This window comes from Actinomycetospora chiangmaiensis DSM 45062 (genome assembly GCF_000379625.1).
Taxonomy (GTDB): Bacteria; Actinomycetota; Actinomycetes; order Mycobacteriales; family Pseudonocardiaceae; genus Actinomycetospora; species Actinomycetospora chiangmaiensis.
Genome location: NZ_KB903230.1, coordinates 15462 through 33309, shown reverse-complemented (window position 1 = coordinate 33309; position 17848 = coordinate 15462). Strand labels below are relative to the sequence as shown.

Genomic DNA, 17848 nt, shown 5'->3' with positions numbered 1-17848 from the left:
ATCAGCGGGGACTATCCCGAGTAGCTGCATGCAGTGGAGCTTGACTGTGCGTCTTCGTGGATGCAGTGTTCCGGTCATGCGATGGACAGGGCTGGACGGGCCGCGCCGGCTGCCGCGAGCGGCGGAGCTCGCCGATCTGCTGCGCCCGCGCCCGGTGGTGCTCAACGGCGACCGGCGCCGGGCGGCGCGGGCGGCCAGCGTCGAGGATCTCCGCGCGATGGCCCGCCGCCGTGTCCCTCGAGCGGTCTTCGACTACGTCGAGGGCGGCGCGGAGTCCGAGCGATCGCTGGCCCGCGCCCGCGAGGCTCTCGACTCGGTCCACTTCATCGCGCGGGTGCTGCGCGGTGTGTCCACCGTCGACACCCGCGCGACGATCCTCGGCGCCCCGAGCGCGCTGCCCATCGTGTTCGCCCCGACCGGCTTCACACGCGTCCTGCACCACGAGGGCGAACTCGCGACCGCCCGCGCGGCCGGAGCGGCGGGGGTGCCCTTCGCGCTCTCGACCATGGGCACCTGCTCGGTGGAAGACGTCGCGGAGATCATCCCGGGGTGTCGACGCTGGTTCCAGCTCTATCTCTGGAGCGACCGGGGCCGCAGCCGCGAGCTCGTCGACCGCGCCGCCGCCGCCGGCTACGAGGCCCTCGTGCTCACCGTCGACACCCCGGTCGCGGGCCGGCGACTGCGCGATGTCCGCAACGGCATGACCCTCCCACCGTCCCTGGGACCGCGGACCTTCATCGACGGTGCCCGCCACCCGCACTGGTGGATCGACCTGCTCACCACCCGCGCGCTGAACTTCGCGTCGCTGAACTCGTGGCAGGGCACCGTCGCCGAGCTGGCCGCGACGCTCTTCGACCCCGCCGTGGACTTCGAGGACCTGGCCTGGCTCCGCGAGCAGTGGCCGGGCAAACTCGTGGTCAAGGGAGTCCAGTCCGCGGAGGACGCGGTCCGGATCGCGTCAGCGGGCGTCGACGCGATCGTGTTGAGCAACCACGGCGGCCGCCAGCTCGACCGCTCCGCCACCCCGCTCCGCCAGCTGCCCGAAGTGCTCGATCGCCTCGAGGGCCGCTGCGAGGTCTTCGTCGACGGCGCCTTCACCTCCGGCGCCGACGTCGTGGCGGCCCTCGCGCTCGGCGCCGACGCCGTGCTCGTGGGCCGGGCCTACCTCTACGGCCTCATGGCCGCCGGCGAGCTGGGCGTGCGCCGGGTCGCGGCCCTGTTCGAGGAAGAGATCACCACCACCATGACCTTGCTCGGGGCCCGCTCGATCGCCGAGCTGACTCCCGACCTCGTTCGGCTGGGACCCGCACCCGAGACCAGGGGGCATCGGCGGTGGGCCGACCTCGCCGAGGCCAGTCTGTCGATCCAGCCTGGTTAGGCTCCTCCGCCCAGCACCCAAAAATGCACCGAGCGAGAGGGCCACTCGTGACCTCGGCAGACCTCAACTCCGACCCCCGCACCGACTCCCTCGCCGACTCCGCCTACAGCCTGATCCGTAACCGGATCCTCGACGGCGACCTCGGGGTCGGTGCCCCGGTCAGCGTGCTCGGGCTGGCCACCGACCTCGAGATGAGCCGCAGCCCGGTGCGCAACGCGGTCGAGCGGCTGCTCTCCGAACGACTGCTGCGGCGGGTGGCGGGCACGATCGCCGTGGCCGCCCCCGACCGCTACGAGCTCCTGGACTCCCTGGCAGTCCGCACCCAGCTCGAAGCGCTCGCCGCGCGGCTCGCCGCCCCACGCATCGACGAACAGACCCTCGAGGAACTGGTCGTCATCCACGACCGGTTCCGCGATTCCGTGGACAGCGGCGACCAGGACGGCGCACGTCGCGCCGATTCCGACTTCCACCACGCGATCCAGGACCTCGCGGGCAACGAATGTCTCGCCGAGTCCCTGGAACGGGTGCGCACACAGGTGATCCTCGGCGCGTACGCCACCGCGTGGGTCACCAGCCGTGGACCGGCGGTCCTGGAGCACGAACGGGTCCTGCGCGCGCTGCAGGACCAGGACGGGCAGGCCGCGGAAGCCGCGATGATCCGCCACCTCGACAACCTCACCACGCGCATCACCCGCGAGTGGCGAGCCCAGGACACCGCCGAGGACGCCACGACCAAGCGTCGGAGCACGCCTCGAGCCTCAGGAACAGGAAGGTAGCCGGTTGGACATCCTGCGACTCGGCCCGCAGGGCCGGGAACGTCCCGTCGCGCGTCAGGGCGGCGACCTGTTCGATCTCACCCCCCTGACCGAGGACGTCGACGGCCGGTGGCTGGCCGCCGGAGGTCTCGCGGCCGCCCGGGACGCCCTGCAACGCGGGGCACTGCCGCTCATCGAGGACGCCGAGCACCTCCGCGTCGGGCCGCCGGTGGCCCGACCCACCGCGGTGCTGTGCATCGGACAGAACTACACAGCCCACGCGGCCGAGACCGGCTCCGCTCCTCCGACGGACTCGATCGTCTTCCTCAAACACCCGAACACCGTCATCGGACCCCACGACACCGTCGCGCGACCCGCAGGCTGCGACACCCTCGACTGGGAAGTCGAGCTGGCCGTCGTCATCGCCCGACGAACCCACCGACTCACCCAGCGCAGCGAGGCCGCCGACGCGATCGCGGGCTACACGATCGCCAACGACGTCAGCGACCGGCACCGGCAGATCGACACCTCCGGAGGGCAGTGGTCCAAGGGCAAGATCGCCCCCGGATTCTGCCCCCTCGGCCCCGCCCTGGTACCGGCCGACGAGATCGACCCCAGCGACCTGCGTATCGCCTCCTGGGTCAACGGCGAACCACGGCAAGACTCGACGACCGCCGACATGATCTTCGACGTTGCGGCCCTGATCGTCGATCTCTCCCAGTACGTCGCGCTCGAGGCCGGCGACCTCATCCTGACCGGGACCCCGCAAGGGGTCGCATTGTCCGAACGCTTCCCCTACCTGCAGCCAGGCGACGTCATCGAGACACACATCGAGCGGCTCGGGAGCCAACGACAGGTCATCGAAGCATCGGCCGACGCTGTGGAGCGGGAGACGGGGATCGATCCCGCGTAGGCCAACGTGGAAGGCCGCGCCGGACTCGGGCCAGAGGGTGCCACCTCGACCGGAGCACGGCGGGGCGACCCGCTCCTGAACGTAGCTGACCGCCTCTCATCGCACGCCAGTCGCAGGGCTGCGCTACCGGATCGGGCGGGGACCGAGACCCGAGATCCAGATAGGGAGTCGGGCACCGGCCCGCGGCCGGTTGTCGCCATCTCACCGGCGCTCGACCCGCCAACTCTTTCGGGCGGCCTCGCCGAGGCCGCGATAACGGGGATTAGCGCGACATCGCTGGATACCTGCGGTTGGTCAGTCGGTCGTGCGCAGTCCACTCCGGGAAACTGTGCAGCCAACTTCGGGAACCGACACCGTCGCCCTCTGGCACATCCCCCCGACAGCTAGGAGATCATCAACCGCGTCGCTCGCTAGTGACGGCGCCGTTCACCTACTAGTCGCAGTTAACTCCCGCCCCTCAGTGTCTTCCCCTATTCGGAGCCCGACTGCTCGTGCTCTCCCGGCCCTGGACCAGGCCAGTCCTCGTCAGAGACTCCTTTGCGGAAGGGGCGTTCGTCCCACTCAGCCCGGAGCTCCGGTGGCGGAGGCGTGATCTTGAGGTCGGATGCGCACGCCGCGAGGGTCGCGAAGGCGTTGCCGTCGGGCACTTCGCCCCCGGTGAGGAGCAGGTACTCGCGGGCGTCGTCGTCGTGGACGTCGAGGTCCCATTCACCTTCGATGGAGTACTCGCCCTCGATCGCTCGGACGAGCTCGACCTTCTCGCGGGCGAACTCGGCGCGCAGGTAGGCAGTCTCCTGCCAGGCGTAGAGCTCGGACCCGAACCCTTCGGGCAGATAGGCCCAGATAACGGCGACGACCTGGCCGATCGGGTCGGTGGCCAGGGTTGCTTGGGCTGGTGTGGCTTCGTCGATCTGGTAGAGGTCGAGCTGGAACAACCCGGTCTGAAAGCTCACGTGCTCCCTTTCCTATTACATCGCTGGTCCCCGACGAAGCTGAACGCGGTGACGACGAGTCGGCGGCGGTCGGCTCGGCGGTGGAGCGGTCAGTACAGATGCCTGATCTGGTGGGCCACGGCTGCGTCGGGTCGTAGGAAGAGCAGGACCGAGCGGACGACGGGTTCGCCGGTGGCGTCGGCGATGGCGCGGGCGTACACCCCGAGTTGGGTCTCGTAGGCGGCGAGCGCGATGGGGCCGGCGTCCTGGTCGGTCTTGTAGTCGACGAGGACGAGTCCGTCGTCGTCGCGGTAGAGCAGGTCGACGTAGCCCTCGACGAGGGTCCCGTCGACTTCGGTGCCGACGTAGGTCTCTCGCCAGTGCGGCCGTGTGGCGGCGCGCCGCAGGATGGGCGAGTCGAGAGCGGCGCGGACTGCATCTGCGATCTCCGCAGCGGCGTCCGGGACGTTCTCGGCGAGAGCCTGGGCTTCGGCGGCGGCGTCAAGGCCGTCACCGGTGGACAGCGGGACGGACTGCAGCACGCCGTGCACGGCTCGACCGATCGCGGTGCCGTAGCGGCCTTTGAGCCACGGACTGAGCTCGAGGTCCCGCGGCTGCTTCTCCAGACCCGCGCGCACGATCGACGGCAACGCCACGGTGGCCCGGTCGTGGGCGATGTCGGTGGCTGACTCCGCCTGCGGTCGTCTCGCCGCCTTCAACGCTGTCGATCGAGTCGAAGCCCAGTCGTCCCACGCGGTCGGCGGTTCGACCGCTCCCGACGTCGCCCGCATTGCTTCGATGCCGGCGGGAGCCGCCCAGTCGTGCCCGCCGCAGGCAGGGGTGAGCAGGCCGGCGAGGCAGGCGTCGTCGGCGCGGTGCAGCGAGACCGCGAGGCGGCTGGTGGCGCGGGTCGCGGCGACGTAGAGCAGCCGGAGCCGCTCGTGGTCCTCCAGCTCCTGGTCGATGGCGTAGGCGTCGCCGTAGCCGCGGGTGGTGTGGTCGCGGCCGAACGCGACCTGGCACTCGCCGCCGCGTGGCCACAGCACGGTGGGCCGCACGGTGGGTTTCCTGGCGGAGAGTCCGGCGAGCACGACGAAGGGGAACTCGAGGCCTTTGGAGGCGTGGATGGTGGTGATCCGCACGGCGTGGCTGTCGCGTTCGGGCAGGACGGTCTCGACGACGCGGGCGTGATCCTCGGCCTGCCGGGTCGCCCAGGCGAGATATTCGCGCAGGGAGCCGCGTTCGGCGTCGGACCAGGCGCGGGCCTGGTCGACGACGAACCGCAGCCGCCGCCAAGTCTCGCGGTAGCGGGGGGAGTCGACGGCGACCTCGAGCGCGCGGCGGGCCTCGAGGATGTCGTCGAGCAGTTCGCTGGGGGAAACCCGGGAGCGTCGCCGGGTCCAGCCGGCGAGCACCGTCATCGCGTCGGCGACCGGGCCCGCGTGAGGTGCCGGCGCGAACGGGTTCCAGGATCCGCCGGCGGCTTTCCACTCCCATAGCTGGCGGGCGTCGCAGCCGAAGAGGCTGCTGCGCAGGGTGGCGATGACGGCGAGCTGGTTGGTCTCGTCGTCGACCGCACGCAGGCAGCCCATCAGTTCCCGGACCTCGGGGGCGGAGTAGACGAACGTCGCCGCTTCGGTCCGGTAGGCGATTCGCAGCTTGTCGAACGCTGCCTCGAGGCCGCCGATGGCGGTTCGGGTCGGGACGAGCACGGTGATGTCGTCGGCCCGGACCGGCCGGTCCTGCTTGGTGTCGGGGTCGCGGACCGTCCAGTGCTCGCGCAGCGCGGTGGCGACGAGGGCGGCGATGTCGGTGGCCTCGCCGGCGCGGGCCTCGGCGACCGAGGCGTGATCGCTGCCGCGGCCGAGCAGCAGGACCGGCTCGCCGTCCGCCGCGTCGGTGTCTGGGTCGAGGGGGTGGAACGCGGGCTGCGCACCGTCGGTCTCGCGGATCAGCGCGGTGAAGGTGGTGTTGACCCAGTCGAGGATCGCCCGGGTGGACCGGACGTTCGTGGAGAGCTCGACGGGGCGGGTGACGATGGAGCGGGCCTGCAGGTAGGTGCGGATGTCGGCGCGGCGGAACCGGTAGATCGACTGCTTGGGGTCCCCGACCATGAACAACGACCCGGCCGGTATCGCAACGTCTTCCCACCGCGGGGCGTCGGCCGCGGCGCCGCCGGCGATGCGGACGGCGATCTCGATCTGCAGCCGGTCGGTGTCCTGGAACTCATCGAGTAACAGCCGCCGGTAGCGGTCCTGCAGCGCCGCCCGCACCGCGGGCTCGCGGCGCAACAGGTCGCGGGCGAGGACGAGCAGGTCGTGGAACTGCAGCCGGCCCTCGCTCGCGCGGGTGCGGGCGTCGTCGACGACTCGGCGTCCGATCCGGGCGACCAGCCAGCGGATGACGTCGTCGAGGGCCGTGGCGGCGGCGTCGGTCGCCGCGTCGTGCAATTCCTTGAGGGCGTCGCGGACCTCGTCGACCCGTCCGTTCCACTTGCCCTTCTGCCCGAGACGGGCGTGGGGGCGGGGCACGTCGGCGAGCAGGCCGAGCGCTTCGGCTTCGTCGGCGCCGTCGAGCTTGGCCCGCCAGTCCTGTACCTCGCCGAGCCGCAGCCGCAGCTTGTCGTCCCCGGTGTCGCAATGCCGGGCCATGGCGACGAGCTCGTCGGCCTGGCGGCGCAGCGCGTCGACGTCGAGGCGGGGCCGCGGCGGCAGCATGGTGGGGACGCGTTCGTCGACGAGGTCCCAGTCGCCGTCGAACGCGGTGGCCAGCGCGCGAAGGTGATCGAGGCGGATGCCCGCGGCGAGCGCGAGCCGCAGCACCGGCGCCGCGTCGGGGTCGTCGAGCAGCTCGGTCTGCAGCTCGTCGTAGCGCCGGTCGGCGGCGACGCGGGAGGCGACGGGGTCGAGGACCTCGACCAGCGGTGGCAGACCGGCTTCGACGGCGTGCTCGGAGAGGATGCGGCGGGCGAAGGAGTGCAGGGTGCCGATGGCGGCGCCGTCGAGGTCGTCGAGGGCCTCGTCGAGACCTGCGCGGGTGAGTTCGACGCGCAGCCGGTCCCGCAGCTCGGCCGCGGCCTTCTCGGTGAAGGTCACCGCCGCGATGTGGCGGAGCGGGGTGCCGGCGGCGACGAGCGCGACGATCCGCTCCACGAGGGAGCGGGTCTTCCCCGAGCCCGCGCCGGCCTCGACGAACAGGGTCTCGTCGAGGTCGGCGCGGATCCGGCGGCGGGCGTCCTCGTCGCGGTTCACGCCGTGCCTCCCGGCTGGGGCGGGTTGGGGAAGAGCAGGGCGTGGACCTCGGGTAGGGCGAGCAGATCGCCGCTGTCCGCGAGCTGCTCCCAGGAGGGGTGGATCAGCTCGCCGAGCCCGTCGGGGTCGCACGCCGCGCACGAGATCCGGGAGGTCTTCTTCCCCTGGTAGTAGGTGCCTTCGGCGGTGGGGCGGGCGGGGAAGACGCCGTGGACGATGCCGTCGACGACGGCGCGGACGGTGTCAGTGGCCGAGCGGCGCGCCGCGTCGTCGATGGTCTCGACGACGTCGCGGAACCCCTCCCGGCGCGAGGTGTACCAGTAGGCCGCCCGCAGCGGCTCCCCGTCGCGGTGCCCGAAGTGAGTCGCGGCGGCGAGGGCGTAGAGCGGGAGCTGGAGGCGCCGACCGCCGTCCCACGGCTGCGCCTCCGCGCGGGTGGGGCGGCGGCCGGTCTTGTAGTCGGTCACCAGGAGACGCCCGTCGGGGTCGGTGTCGATCCGGTCGACGCTGCCGCGCAGGTGCAGCCGGCGGCCGTCGCCGAGCTCGAGCGACACCGCCGGCTGGTCCGGGCCGCCGAAGGCCCATTCCTCCTCGAGCGGAGTGAGCCCACCCAGCCGGGCGCGGCGCTCGTCATCCCGGACGAGCCACTGGCGCAGGTCGGCGAGCAGCGCGGCACTGTCCTCGTCCCACAGCAGCCGGAACCCGGTGAGCCCATCGGCCTCCGCTTCCTTGAACGCGTCCCGGGCGTGCGCCTCGAGGACCTCCCACGACTGGACGGGCCAGGGCTGATGGGGCCCAGGGGCCCACCCCTCGGCGCGGGCCTGGTCCACCAGGCCCTCCAACGCCCGGTGAACCAGGTTGCCGCGGACCAACGGCGAGACCCGCACGACGTCCTCAGGCTGCTCCACCGCTCGGGCGCCCAGCAGGTGCCGCACGAAGTACGCCCAGGGGCAGCGCGCCCACGCCTCCAGCGCGGAGGCCGAGATCGGCGCCCCCGCGGTGGGATACGGCAGGACCGCGCCGTGCAGGTTCCCGGCGAACGCGGTGAACTCGGGGGAGCGGCGCCCGGCCCGCAGCCGCCGCAAGGTGCCGGTGAGGTCGCCCGCGGGTTGCCCGGCGGCGGCCGCGCGCTGGCGCCACTCCTGCTCGGTCGCGGGCTCGGCGGTGAGCACCGCCCCGCTGTAGGACGCCACCTCCACCAACCCGGACGCCTGCGCCCAGTCGGTCAGGACCAGGTCGTCGTTCCCGGCGAGTTCCTGCAGGGAGGGCAGCAGCCACCGTGACGGCACCCGTTCCCCGCCGCCGCGCAGGTCCCCGCGCGGGAACGACACGGTCCGGCCGCCCGGTGGGGCGGCGGCGAGGGCGGCGTGAAAGTCGCGGCGCTGCCGGGCGACCCGCTCGGTGGTCGTCGCCAGCACCCCGCCCGTGCGGGCCCGGACCCGGTCGGGCAGCAGCGGGTCGTCCGCGGGCCGGGTCGGCAGCATGCCCTCTGCGGCGCCCATGACGATCACACGCTCGACGACGGCGCCGTAGCCGTCGGCGATCGACCCGACGTGGACCCCGGCCCCGATCTTGCCTACCCGGTCCGGGGCGTCGGCCAGCTGCAGCTCGAGCAGCTCCCGCAGCGACCGCAGATCCCCTTGACCGGGCAGACGGGCCAGCCCGTCGAGAGCCGCGCTCACCCGCCCGAGCGCTCGTTCATCTTCCGGGGCCAGACCGTCGTCCTCCGGCGGGGCCAGGAACACCTCCCACAATCCCCAGGCAGCCGCCGCCACCTCCGCCCACGAGGTGGCGCTGGTGAGGGCGTCGAAGCGGGTGCGGAGGTCGTCGACGAAGTCGGCGAGGCCGCGGGCGGCGTCGGCGGCGGCGCGGTCGCGTTCGGCGCGCTGGTCGGCGTAGGCGCGGAGCCGGTCCCAGTGCTCGGCGCTCACCACGCCCGCGGCGCGGGACACCCGCTCCCAGCGTGAGGACGGCGCCCGCCGCCCGTCGTGGCGGACCGGGGCGTCGACAACCCAGGCGAGGACCTCGTTGCGGCGGAACCCGTGGGCCGGGAGCTCCAGCATCCGCAGCATCCCGCGGCCCAGCGGGTGGTCCAGCGTCGAGCGGATCCCGCGGCCGAAGAACATGACGCCCGCCTGGTGGAGGTGCTCGTGGACGAGGCGGGCATAGGGATCGGCGGACCCGTACAGCACGGCGATGCGATGCCCGGGCACGTCGTCGCGCAGGGCCGTCATCACCTCGCGGACCGCCGCCCGGACCTCGTCGTCGGGATCGGAGGCGTGCAGCACCCGGCTCGCTCTCGGCGCACCGGCGGGGTCGGCGGTGGTGTCGATCCCGCGGATGTCGTGGCGATCGGCAAGGGCGTCGAGCAGCGCCTGCTCGTCGGGGTCGAGGTCGTGGAGCAGGAACGCCACGACCGGCCCGTCGATGGCGGCGCCATGGTCGCGGGCCGCACGCAGCAGATCAACCTCGTCGTAGCTCGTCGCGGCGGTGCGGGCCGTCAGGTCGCGGTGCAGACGCACCGTCTCCTCCGCGACGCGGACACCCACGACGGCTTGCTCCGGGTTCGGAACGGCGCGGAGCGCGCGGTGTGCCTCGGCCACGGCGCGGACCGTCCCGATCTGCCCTGCGACCGAGGCGAACAGGCCCTCGTGCTCGCCGAGGACATCCCGCACCGCACCCGCGAGAGCGGTGGTGGTCAGCGGGCGGCGTCCCTGGGCAACCAGATCCGCCGCGGCCAGCGACTCCGCCAGCCGACGCAGGGTCAGGACCTGCACCGCGGCGACCCCGGGCCGGCCGTCCCCGTGGGCCAGAGCGCGCCGGGCCACGACCCCGACGTGCTCGGACGGGACGAGCACCGTAATCAGCCGCAGCGCGTCGTCCGCCTTCAACTCGCGCACCAAGCTCACCAACGTGCGGTACGCCGCGGAGCCGAGCTGGGTCATGCGATCGGACATGCCATCCCCCCGGCCACGCAGGCTAGGACCCATCTGTTTGGGAGATCCGGGCGGGTCGGTGGGCCCGCGAGCGCCGGGCGGACGCGTGAGGAGATCCCCCGCGGACGGCGGCACCGAGCCGTGGTGGCCGGACGATACGGTCCGCGGCGTGCTTTCCGGGGGGATCGACAGAGCCACGACGGTCGAGGGGCCGGCGTGGGCGTGCCAGGGGCTCGACCAACGCGAGGGCCGCTACCCGTTGGGGGTGGAGGCCCCGGTACTCGCGATGGTGTCGACCCTCGTGCCCGGCCTGTCGACGCTGACGCAGTACGCGCGCTACTTCACGCTGTACTGGGCGTTGGCCGAACGCGCGGAGCGGGATGGTCTGGACACCGAGCAGTGCCGCGCCCTGGTACGGCGGGCCGAGGTCCTCCTCGCCCTGGTCACCGCCCGAGAACCCGGCGCGCATACTGTCCGGCCCCACGGTGGGGACCGCATCGCGACCGGCCCGGCCCCCTAGCTGGAACGCGTCCACCCTCGCGGACGTCGGGGGCGGATCGGCGAGGAGGTCCAGGACCGTGGGTACGCCCTGACCTCCGGCGGCGTAATCCCCGGCGTCACCTCCGTCGCCGCGCCCGTGTTCACAGCCGGCGAGTCGCTGCCGCTCGCGGTCGCCGTCGCGCTCCCCGCTCGGACCGCCACCGGCGCGGAGATCGACCGGGTCGTCGGCGCTCTCCTCTCGATCACCGCCACGATGTCGAGCGAGCTCGGCGCGCGATGAAACGCTCGGACGTGCTCGATCTCCAGGGCTCCCGTCCGACTCGCGGTCCCGCCGTCGAACTGTCGCGACGGGCTGTCCTCGTCGGAGGCCCGCGATAATGGAGTTATCGCGGGTACAACGCGCTCGAGCGTCGAGCAGACTTTCGTGGGACGTTTTGGCGTCTGTCGAGATGCGCTACTCGCCGGCCGACGTCCACCGCGTTCTCAGTGGACGCCTTCTTCGAGCGTTCGAGCGGTTAGCTTCCGGAGGCTATGCCCGGCCCGTTTCGCATCTCCTGTTCACTATAGATCAGGGTGTTGGGCTGGCCTGCAACGGTCAGGCGGTACCCACTCTTGCCGGCAGGGACGTCGGAGACGGTGAAGGTAAAATTACAGTCGGTGGCGTAGCCCTCGGAGCCGTACATCGAGCCGGCGTTGATCACTGCAGTTCCGCTGCTCAACACTCCGTAACCCAGCAGCGTGCCGGAGGCGTCGCTGACCGTGACTGAGCTCCCTGCCTGGTACTTCTGGCCGACATGGCAGTCGGCCCCCGGCGTCATGGGGGAACTCGCGTCGCTGTGCCGGAAGGTACCGGTCACGACGATCGAGGATGAGGTCGATCCGGAGCTGTCAGCCGCGGTCCTGTTGGTGCTGATGAGGATGCCGATCAGGAGCACGGCGACGGCCGAGATGGCCAGGATGATCCAGGGCCAGGGGGTTTTCGGCTGGGCCACGTTGGCGGCCGGGGTGGACGCCCCGGCGTGCAGGTCGGCAGCCGGAGAACCGTCCTCCCCGGTGAACATGGTCCTGCCGATCTGAGGCCGGACGCTCGCCGATGCTGGGGTAGACGGCGGCGCGGCGACCGACGGGCCGACGGCGTAACTGGCGGGCTGCACTGGGGTGGCATTCGCCGTCCACATCCCGGTGTCAGGGTCGCGTCTCCAACCCGTCTGCGTGCTCATCTGTGATCCCCCGATCGTCCTTCACCTGAGCGTCGTGCCGTCGCCACCTACCTCGCAACACACGCACACGGCGTTACCGCGGGTCGCAGTTGCCCGGTGTTCGGCAGGCCACAGCGACGCGACGCTAACGGGCGGGCCGCGCCGACGATGAACTCGCTGTCCGGCCGAGGTGGCTGGAATCGGGGAAGTCGGGGGACTGCGCGATGAACCAGCTCTGTCAGTGTGGGGCGCCTCTGGTGCCTGCCGTGACCTTCTGCGTCGGGTGCGGGGCCTCAGCGGTCTCGCGGCGGGCGCGACCGGAAGCGCCGCTCGTTAGCGCTGCCCAACCAGCCCTTGGCTCTGGAACAACCATCGCGACCCTCTCGCGGCCCGCGCTCGCACGCCCGATAGCTGCCGCCCCGTTGAGGATGCCCGCGGCTACCGGCTCGCTCCGCCCGCGGAGCACGTGGGTTGTGTGGCTCGCGTCTGCGTCGGTGATCGCGGCCTTGGTCTTGATGGCTTTCGTTGCTGCCCGCGCGTCGGCGCCAGCGGTTGCCGCGGCCTCGCCGGCGGCGTCGAGCGCGCCTACCTCGCTCGCGAACGGCTCGGCCGGCACGGCGGCCGCGGCTTCCGCGACGTCCACGGCTGGCGCGGGCGGGGTTGGTTCCGGCTCGTCGGTCTCCTCTGCTGCCGGGTCTGAGCCGGGAGCGTACGACCAGCTGACGTCGCTGTTGTCCTCAGACAGCCTGGATGTCTCAATGCTGGTTGGGCAATGGGTGCCGCAGCTTTCCTCGAAGCGCAACGGCATGGTCGTCAACGGCACTAGCTACGATTACTCGGCGATCCTGGCCGATCACGAAGCGCTGCGTGCCCGGTACTCAACCGCGCGTCTGGTGACCTCCAACGACTGGTCGATGTTCACGGGCCGCGACTTCTGGGTGACGGTCGTGGAGCAGCCGTTCGCCTCCGCGGACGCCGCCAACAACTGGTGCGACCAGCAGGGGATCGGACCCGACGACTGCTTCGCGGTCAAGCTCTCGCACACGGCTGGTCCGCGAGGGTCGAGCAAGCCGCGCGCGTGACCCCGCGAGCGGGTCGCGTGTTAGAGCGAAACGTATAGTCCCGCGGGCCGTTAGACCCTGGGGTCAGCGGGTCGACACCTCGGGGGGTTCACCATGTCTGAGCACGGCAAATTACTGCCGTTCTACCTGGTCATCGACGTGTCGTACTCGATGGACGGGCCGAAGCTGGAGCGGGCCAACAACATCCTGCCCGCGATCGTCGACACCCTGGCGCAGAACCCGATCATCTCCGACAAAGTGCGCTTCGGGTTGATCGACTTCTCTGATGACGCTCAGGTGCGGTTGCCGCTGTGCGACCCGCTCGACCCACACCTGGTCCTTCCGGGGCTGGCACCGCGTGGCGGCACCTCCTACGGTGCAGCTTTCAGGATGCTGAGGCAGGCCATCGCCTACGACGTCGCCCAGCTCAAGGCAGACGGCTTCTCCGTGCACCGCCCGGCGGTGTTCTTCATCAGCGACGGTGACCCTACCGACCCTGAGCGAGGATGGCGCTCGGAGTTCGCAGCGCTGACGCACTACGACCGGACGACGGGTCAAGGTTTCGCGCTGTACCCGAACGTCATCCCTTTTGGGATCGATCAGGCCAATCCGCGTACCCTGCAGACCTTGATCCACCCCGTCACCGGGTCCAAGCCGATGCGGATGTTCCTCGCCGATGAGGGTCAGGACCCGGCCGTCGCGATCAAGGCGATCGCGGAAATCCTCATCTCAAGTGTGTTGGCCTCGGGCGGTAGCCTGGCCGGCGGAGGATCGGGCATTGTGTTGCCGCCCGATTCTGACCTGCCACAGGGTATCCATTCCGTCGCGGCGGACGAGGATTTCGTGTGAGGGGCCGAGCAGCTAAACGCGGGCGCGCGTTCTTCGGCCAGCCCGCGGCCTCCGGCGAGACCTGCGCGGGGGACGATCCGCGGGATCCGGCCGTCAACCATGCTCCGCCTCCGGCTCCTGCTGTGGGTCTCGGGCCAGGTGCTGGACGAGACCGCGACCACCAGGGTCCGAGACCACTGCACGCGGGCTACGTGGTCGGGGAAGCGGGACGGGCAGCCGGTCAGGTCCGCCCAAGCCCGGACCTGCGTTTCCCGCACCGACCGGACACCGTGGTCGACGGCTACATTGTGACCGGACCCGCAGACCGGGCCGGCTTGGAGGTGCGCGCGGCCAGCGTGCGGGGCCTCGCTCACCGCTACTACGGGACCGTGCGGCAGGACTCGTACGCAGTGCGCCTCAGTGATGACCGTCGCTGGTTGATCGCCGCGGTCGCGGACGGCGTGTCGGCGGGGGCGCACTCCCACGTAGCAGCGGACACCGCATGCCTCGCTGCCACCCTCGAGGTGTGCATCCTCCTGGCTGCAGGCCCTCCCCAGGAGATCGACTGGGCGTCGATGTTCGCCCGCGTAGCCGATCGAGTTGCCGCCGAGACACGCGTGCAACTCGGACGGTGCGCCCGTGACCCCGGCGCGGACCTCGCAACGCTCGCCGCCGAGGCTGCAGCCACTCTGATCGTGGCCGTCGAAGCCGTCGAGGCAGCGGCGGACGGGTCGCGGGAAGTCCACCTGTGCGGTGTGGGTGACACGTCAGGTTGGCGTCTCGGCGGGAACGGGTGGCACCGGCTGCTCGGCGGGAAGAGCGACGGGGTGTTGGCGAACTCGGCGACCGCGGCGCTGCCGGTCCTGCCGTCCCACCCGCCGCAACCCGTACGAACCGTTGTTCCCGCGGAGCAGGCTCTGGTCCTGATGACAGACGGCATCGGCGACCCACTTGGAGACGGGGCCGGCGAGGTCGGTGCGTTCCTGGCCGCCCAGTGGCGAGGCGCGCCCCCGCCGCTGGAGTTCGCCGCTCAGATTGACTTTGCCCGCCGTTCCTACGACGACGACCGCACCGCGATCGCGGTCTGGCCGCTGGAGGGCCCATGACTGGCTCCTTCTCCCCGCACAGCCCGAGCGGGGGCACACCCACGGAGATGTCCCTCGGTGAACTCGGCGAACGCGGCGCCGAGCTCGGTCGCGGCGGGCAGGCCCGCGTGGTGGCGCTGCCTGAGCTGACCCTTCCCGACGTGCCCGGCCCACTGGTGTTCAAGGAATACAAGGCCGGACAGGCCCCGGTCCACGGGTTGAGCGGGATCGTCGCGCTGCGCAGCGCGCTCCCGCCCGCGCACCGGGTCGTTCTCGACGCCTGCACGGTGTGGCCGGTGCGGGTGGTTCATCACGGGCCCAGCATCGCCGGCGTGGTGATGCCGTTGATCCCGGGAGAGTTCCTGCAGGAGCGCACGCTGCCCTCCGGGCGGGCTGAACGGGCACCCCGCGAGGTGCAGAACCTGTTCGTCGACCCGGACGTCGCTGCTCGGGTCGGCATGCCGCTGATGTCGCTCGAGCGCCGGCTGACGGTATGCCGCGACCTCGCCGCCGCCCTGGCCGTTCTGCACGACCTCGGCGTCGTCTTCGGCGACATCAACGCCAAGAACGTGTTGTTCCAACGCGCAGACGCCGCGAGCGTACTGCTGGTCGACTGCGACTCGGTGCGAGTCCGCGGCAGAGGTGCAGTCGTTCGCCAGCTCAACTCCCCGGACTGGGATCCCCCCGAGGGGGCGGTCCTCAGCCAGGCCACCGACATGTACAAGTTCGGGCTGTTCGTACTGCGCACCTTGAGCCCCAGCGCGCAGGCCTCGGTGGCCCGCGACCCCGCCCGCGCCGCCGCCCTCCTCGAAGACACCGGACGCGCGCTGCTGGACCTGGCGTTGGGCACCGACCCGGCAGAGCGCCCCAGCGCCTCGCACTGGGCGAACTACCTGGCCGAACGGGTGGCGGCCCTGCGCGGCCGCCGCTCACGCGAGGACCGGGCTAACCCGTCGAGCACGCCGCGACCGCCGCACAGCGCCGCCTCCGCTTCGGGACTGCCCGGTCAGCGCGGAACCGCCGCCAGCCAGCAGCGCCACCCCGATCCAACCCAGGCGCGCCCGCGCGGTGCGAGAGCGACCGTGTTCCCCCTGCGGCCGACTGCAGGTCCTGAAAACCGACAGGAGGTCCCCGACACCGACGCCGTGTGGCCCACGCCAGCAGCGCCAGCAGCAGGCCGGCACAGTCATCACAGCCGCACCGCGCAGGACGACGCCGATTCCGCTCAGCACGACCCCCCGGACCCCGCGCCGTCCCCGCAGGGTCGCCACGCGCGTCCCCACCGGTGACCGGAGCCCAGCGATGACCAACAGCCACCACTCCCCGAGCCCTGGGCTGCCCGAGCTGTCCTCCCTGCTGCCCTGGCGAGCTTGGTGGCACCATCCTCGACTACGGACCTGGCCCGTGTGGCTGTTCGTCGCGCTGGTCACGGTGCCGCCGGCGGCGGTCCTGCTCGCGGTCGATGGCGCCGACCAAGGAGCTCTCGCGGCTGACGTCTTCGCTTTCTACTTCGCCGCGGCATGGATGTTGCTGCTGCGAACCGTGGTGGGTCCACAGCACCTGACCGGACGCATCTACTGCGAGATCGTCCTGCTTGCCCTGATCATCGAAGTGCCGGTCGCGCTCGCACTAGAGGCTGCGCTCCCCGCCGACAACGACAACCTGTTCTCGACCGTCGCCGCGGTCGGTCTGCCCGAGGAACTCGCGAAGGCATTGCCCGTGGCCATACTGGCCGTCCTCCACCGCCGCACCTGGAACTCCCTTGAGACTCGCGACTACCTTTTCCTGGGAGCAGTCAGCGGCCTGGCCTTCGGCGCTCGAGAGGCCATCCACTACTACCAGGTCGCCTTCGGCGACGACCTCTCCCGCCCCGATGCACTACAGATGATGTGGCGTTTTGTCACCGACCCCGTCAGTCACGCCTGCTGGGCCGGGATCTCCGCCTACTTCATCGGCCTGGCCATCTCGCACCGCGACCTGCTCGCCCGCTCGGCCCTCGCCGGCCTCGGGCTCGCCATACCGACCGTCCTTCACGGGCTCAACGACTGGACCCCGGTCAACACCAGCGTCCTGTGGGTGGCAATCAACGCGTTGAGCGCAGTGCTCTTCCTCGCCTACGCCACCGTCGGCGTCGCATCCGCAGCGACGTCGATACCGCCGGTCCACCATCGGGCTCCTGCGCCAACCCCGCCCCCACCCACCCGTCCAGGCCCCGTTCCCAGAACCACGTCCGGCCCCAACCCGGCGGCTGCCTCGCCGTCTCCGCCGGCGCCCCCAGGATGGGTCCGTGGTCCTGACGGACGCTGGACCCGCCCGGACGGTCGACCACAGGGCTAGGTCCAGCCTGGCCTGCCACCCGCGGCGACGTTGCATCCACCCGGGATGAGGCTCTCAGATCCGAACGACCTGGAACACGCGGCGCGAGACGGGCTCCCGTGGGCGATGGCGCAGCACCAGGCAAGATGACTGATCCCAGCAGCCAGCAGCCGGCAGCGAGCAGACAGTGCCGGAGAGAGTACCGAAGTGGTGGGCGCGCTGCTGGACATCGAGGGAAGAATATGACTGAGACATGTCGATGCGGGGCCCTGCTGCTGGCGGACGTAACTTTCTGCGTCGAGTGCGGCGCCTCAGCTACACGGGCAACGCCCGCCGCTCTGCCCGAATACCGAGCGGCGGGCCACGGCGAAACCCGCACCGCATCAGGTCGGCTACAGCCACTCACCGCACTTGCGCCCGATCCCCCCATACAGCGACACGCAGTCAGGTGGTCGAGAACTCAGAAGATCGTCACCATGGGCTCGCTGACGGTAGCGGCAATACTGGTCGGCTTCGCCGTACTGACCTCCGGAAACTCCGAGACCACGGCTTCGAGCCCCGCGCCGGCCTCTCTCCCGGTCTCGACCGTAGCCGGCCCAGCCCCCTCACCCTTCTGGCCGGGGGGCTACCCGCCCGCGAGCACCGCGGCACCGACCATAGGTTCCGCGTCAGAAGACTGTTCGACGCAGGCCA

14 protein-coding genes are annotated in these 17848 nt (G+C 71.4%); 10 read left to right on the top strand and 4 right to left on the bottom strand.

The window, feature by feature from the left end:
* Window positions 1-76 precede the first annotated feature (76 nt).
* The 3 genes from A3CO_RS0116030 to A3CO_RS0116020 all read left to right on the top strand — a co-directional run bounded on the left by A3CO_RS0116030 (window position 77) and on the right by A3CO_RS0116020 (window position 3046).
* Window positions 77-1378, top strand: a complete 1302-nt coding sequence (locus A3CO_RS0116030) for an alpha-hydroxy acid oxidase (RefSeq protein WP_018333264.1) — start codon at window positions 77-79, stop codon at window positions 1376-1378.
* Between the two features lie 47 nt (window positions 1379-1425).
* Window positions 1426-2154 carry a GntR family transcriptional regulator gene (locus A3CO_RS32575; protein WP_018333263.1) on the top strand — a complete coding sequence of 243 codons (729 nt, stop codon included), beginning with the start codon at window positions 1426-1428 and terminating at the stop codon, window positions 2152-2154.
* Window positions 2155-2362: 208 nt separating this feature from the next.
* Window positions 2363-3046, top strand: a complete 684-nt coding sequence (locus A3CO_RS0116020; RefSeq protein ID WP_342663167.1) for a fumarylacetoacetate hydrolase family protein — start codon at window positions 2363-2365, stop codon at window positions 3044-3046.
* A 470-nt stretch (window positions 3047-3516) separates the two neighbouring features.
* On the opposite strand, the gene A3CO_RS0116015 is transcribed toward A3CO_RS0116020, so the two are convergent.
* The 3 genes from A3CO_RS0116015 to A3CO_RS39065 form a co-directional block, all read right to left on the bottom strand.
* On the bottom strand, window positions 3517-3999 hold the full coding sequence (locus A3CO_RS0116015; RefSeq protein ID WP_018333261.1) for a hypothetical protein: 483 nt from the start codon (window positions 3997-3999) through the stop codon (window positions 3517-3519).
* Window positions 4000-4088: 89 nt separating this feature from the next.
* On the bottom strand, window positions 4089-7229 hold the full coding sequence (locus tag A3CO_RS0116010; RefSeq protein ID WP_018333260.1) for a UvrD-helicase domain-containing protein: 3141 nt from the start codon (window positions 7227-7229) through the stop codon (window positions 4089-4091).
* Window positions 7226-10186, bottom strand: a complete 2961-nt coding sequence (locus A3CO_RS39065; RefSeq protein ID WP_157647630.1) for a PD-(D/E)XK nuclease family protein — start codon at window positions 10184-10186, stop codon at window positions 7226-7228. The genes A3CO_RS0116010 and A3CO_RS39065 overlap by 4 nt, the downstream gene beginning before the upstream one ends.
* Window positions 10187-10334: 148 nt before the next feature.
* On the opposite strand from A3CO_RS39065, the gene A3CO_RS0116000 reads away from it, so the two are divergent.
* Together A3CO_RS0116000 and A3CO_RS36935 are read left to right on the top strand one after the other, a co-directional pair.
* Complete coding sequence (locus tag A3CO_RS0116000) at window positions 10335-10685, top strand: hypothetical protein (protein WP_018333258.1); 351 nt, start codon at window positions 10335-10337, stop codon at window positions 10683-10685.
* Complete coding sequence (locus tag A3CO_RS36935; RefSeq protein WP_084681948.1) at window positions 10686-10946, top strand: IclR family transcriptional regulator domain-containing protein; 261 nt, start codon at window positions 10686-10688, stop codon at window positions 10944-10946.
* Window positions 10947-11181: 235 nt separating this feature from the next.
* Here the strand turns inward: A3CO_RS36935 and A3CO_RS38130 are convergent, their stop codons facing one another.
* Window positions 11182-11886 carry a hypothetical protein gene (locus A3CO_RS38130; protein WP_157647629.1) on the bottom strand — a complete coding sequence of 235 codons (705 nt, stop codon included), beginning with the start codon at window positions 11884-11886 and terminating at the stop codon, window positions 11182-11184.
* A gap of 473 nt (window positions 11887-12359) precedes the next feature.
* Between A3CO_RS38130 and A3CO_RS35950 the strand changes: the two genes are divergently transcribed.
* The 5 genes from A3CO_RS35950 to A3CO_RS0115955 all read left to right on the top strand — a co-directional run bounded on the left by A3CO_RS35950 (window position 12360) and on the right by A3CO_RS0115955 (window position 17176).
* On the top strand, window positions 12360-12947 hold the full coding sequence (locus A3CO_RS35950; protein ID WP_157647628.1) for a hypothetical protein: 588 nt from the start codon (window positions 12360-12362) through the stop codon (window positions 12945-12947).
* 93 nt (window positions 12948-13040) lie between these two features.
* Window positions 13041-13775, top strand: coding sequence for a vWA domain-containing protein (locus A3CO_RS0115975; protein ID WP_018333253.1), 735 nt, complete (start codon window positions 13041-13043; stop codon window positions 13773-13775).
* A gap of 269 nt (window positions 13776-14044) precedes the next feature.
* Complete coding sequence (locus A3CO_RS0115965; protein ID WP_157647627.1) at window positions 14045-14860, top strand: protein phosphatase 2C domain-containing protein; 816 nt, start codon at window positions 14045-14047, stop codon at window positions 14858-14860.
* 47 nt (window positions 14861-14907) lie between these two features.
* Entirely contained in the window at window positions 14908-16128 is a 1221-nt protein-coding gene (locus A3CO_RS0115960) for a hypothetical protein (RefSeq protein WP_157647626.1), read from the top strand.
* Between the two features lie 115 nt (window positions 16129-16243).
* Window positions 16244-17176: a PrsW family glutamic-type intramembrane protease gene (locus A3CO_RS0115955; protein WP_018333249.1), complete on the top strand. Its 933-nt coding sequence runs from the start codon at window positions 16244-16246 to the stop codon at window positions 17174-17176.
* Window positions 17177-17848 lie beyond the last annotated feature (672 nt).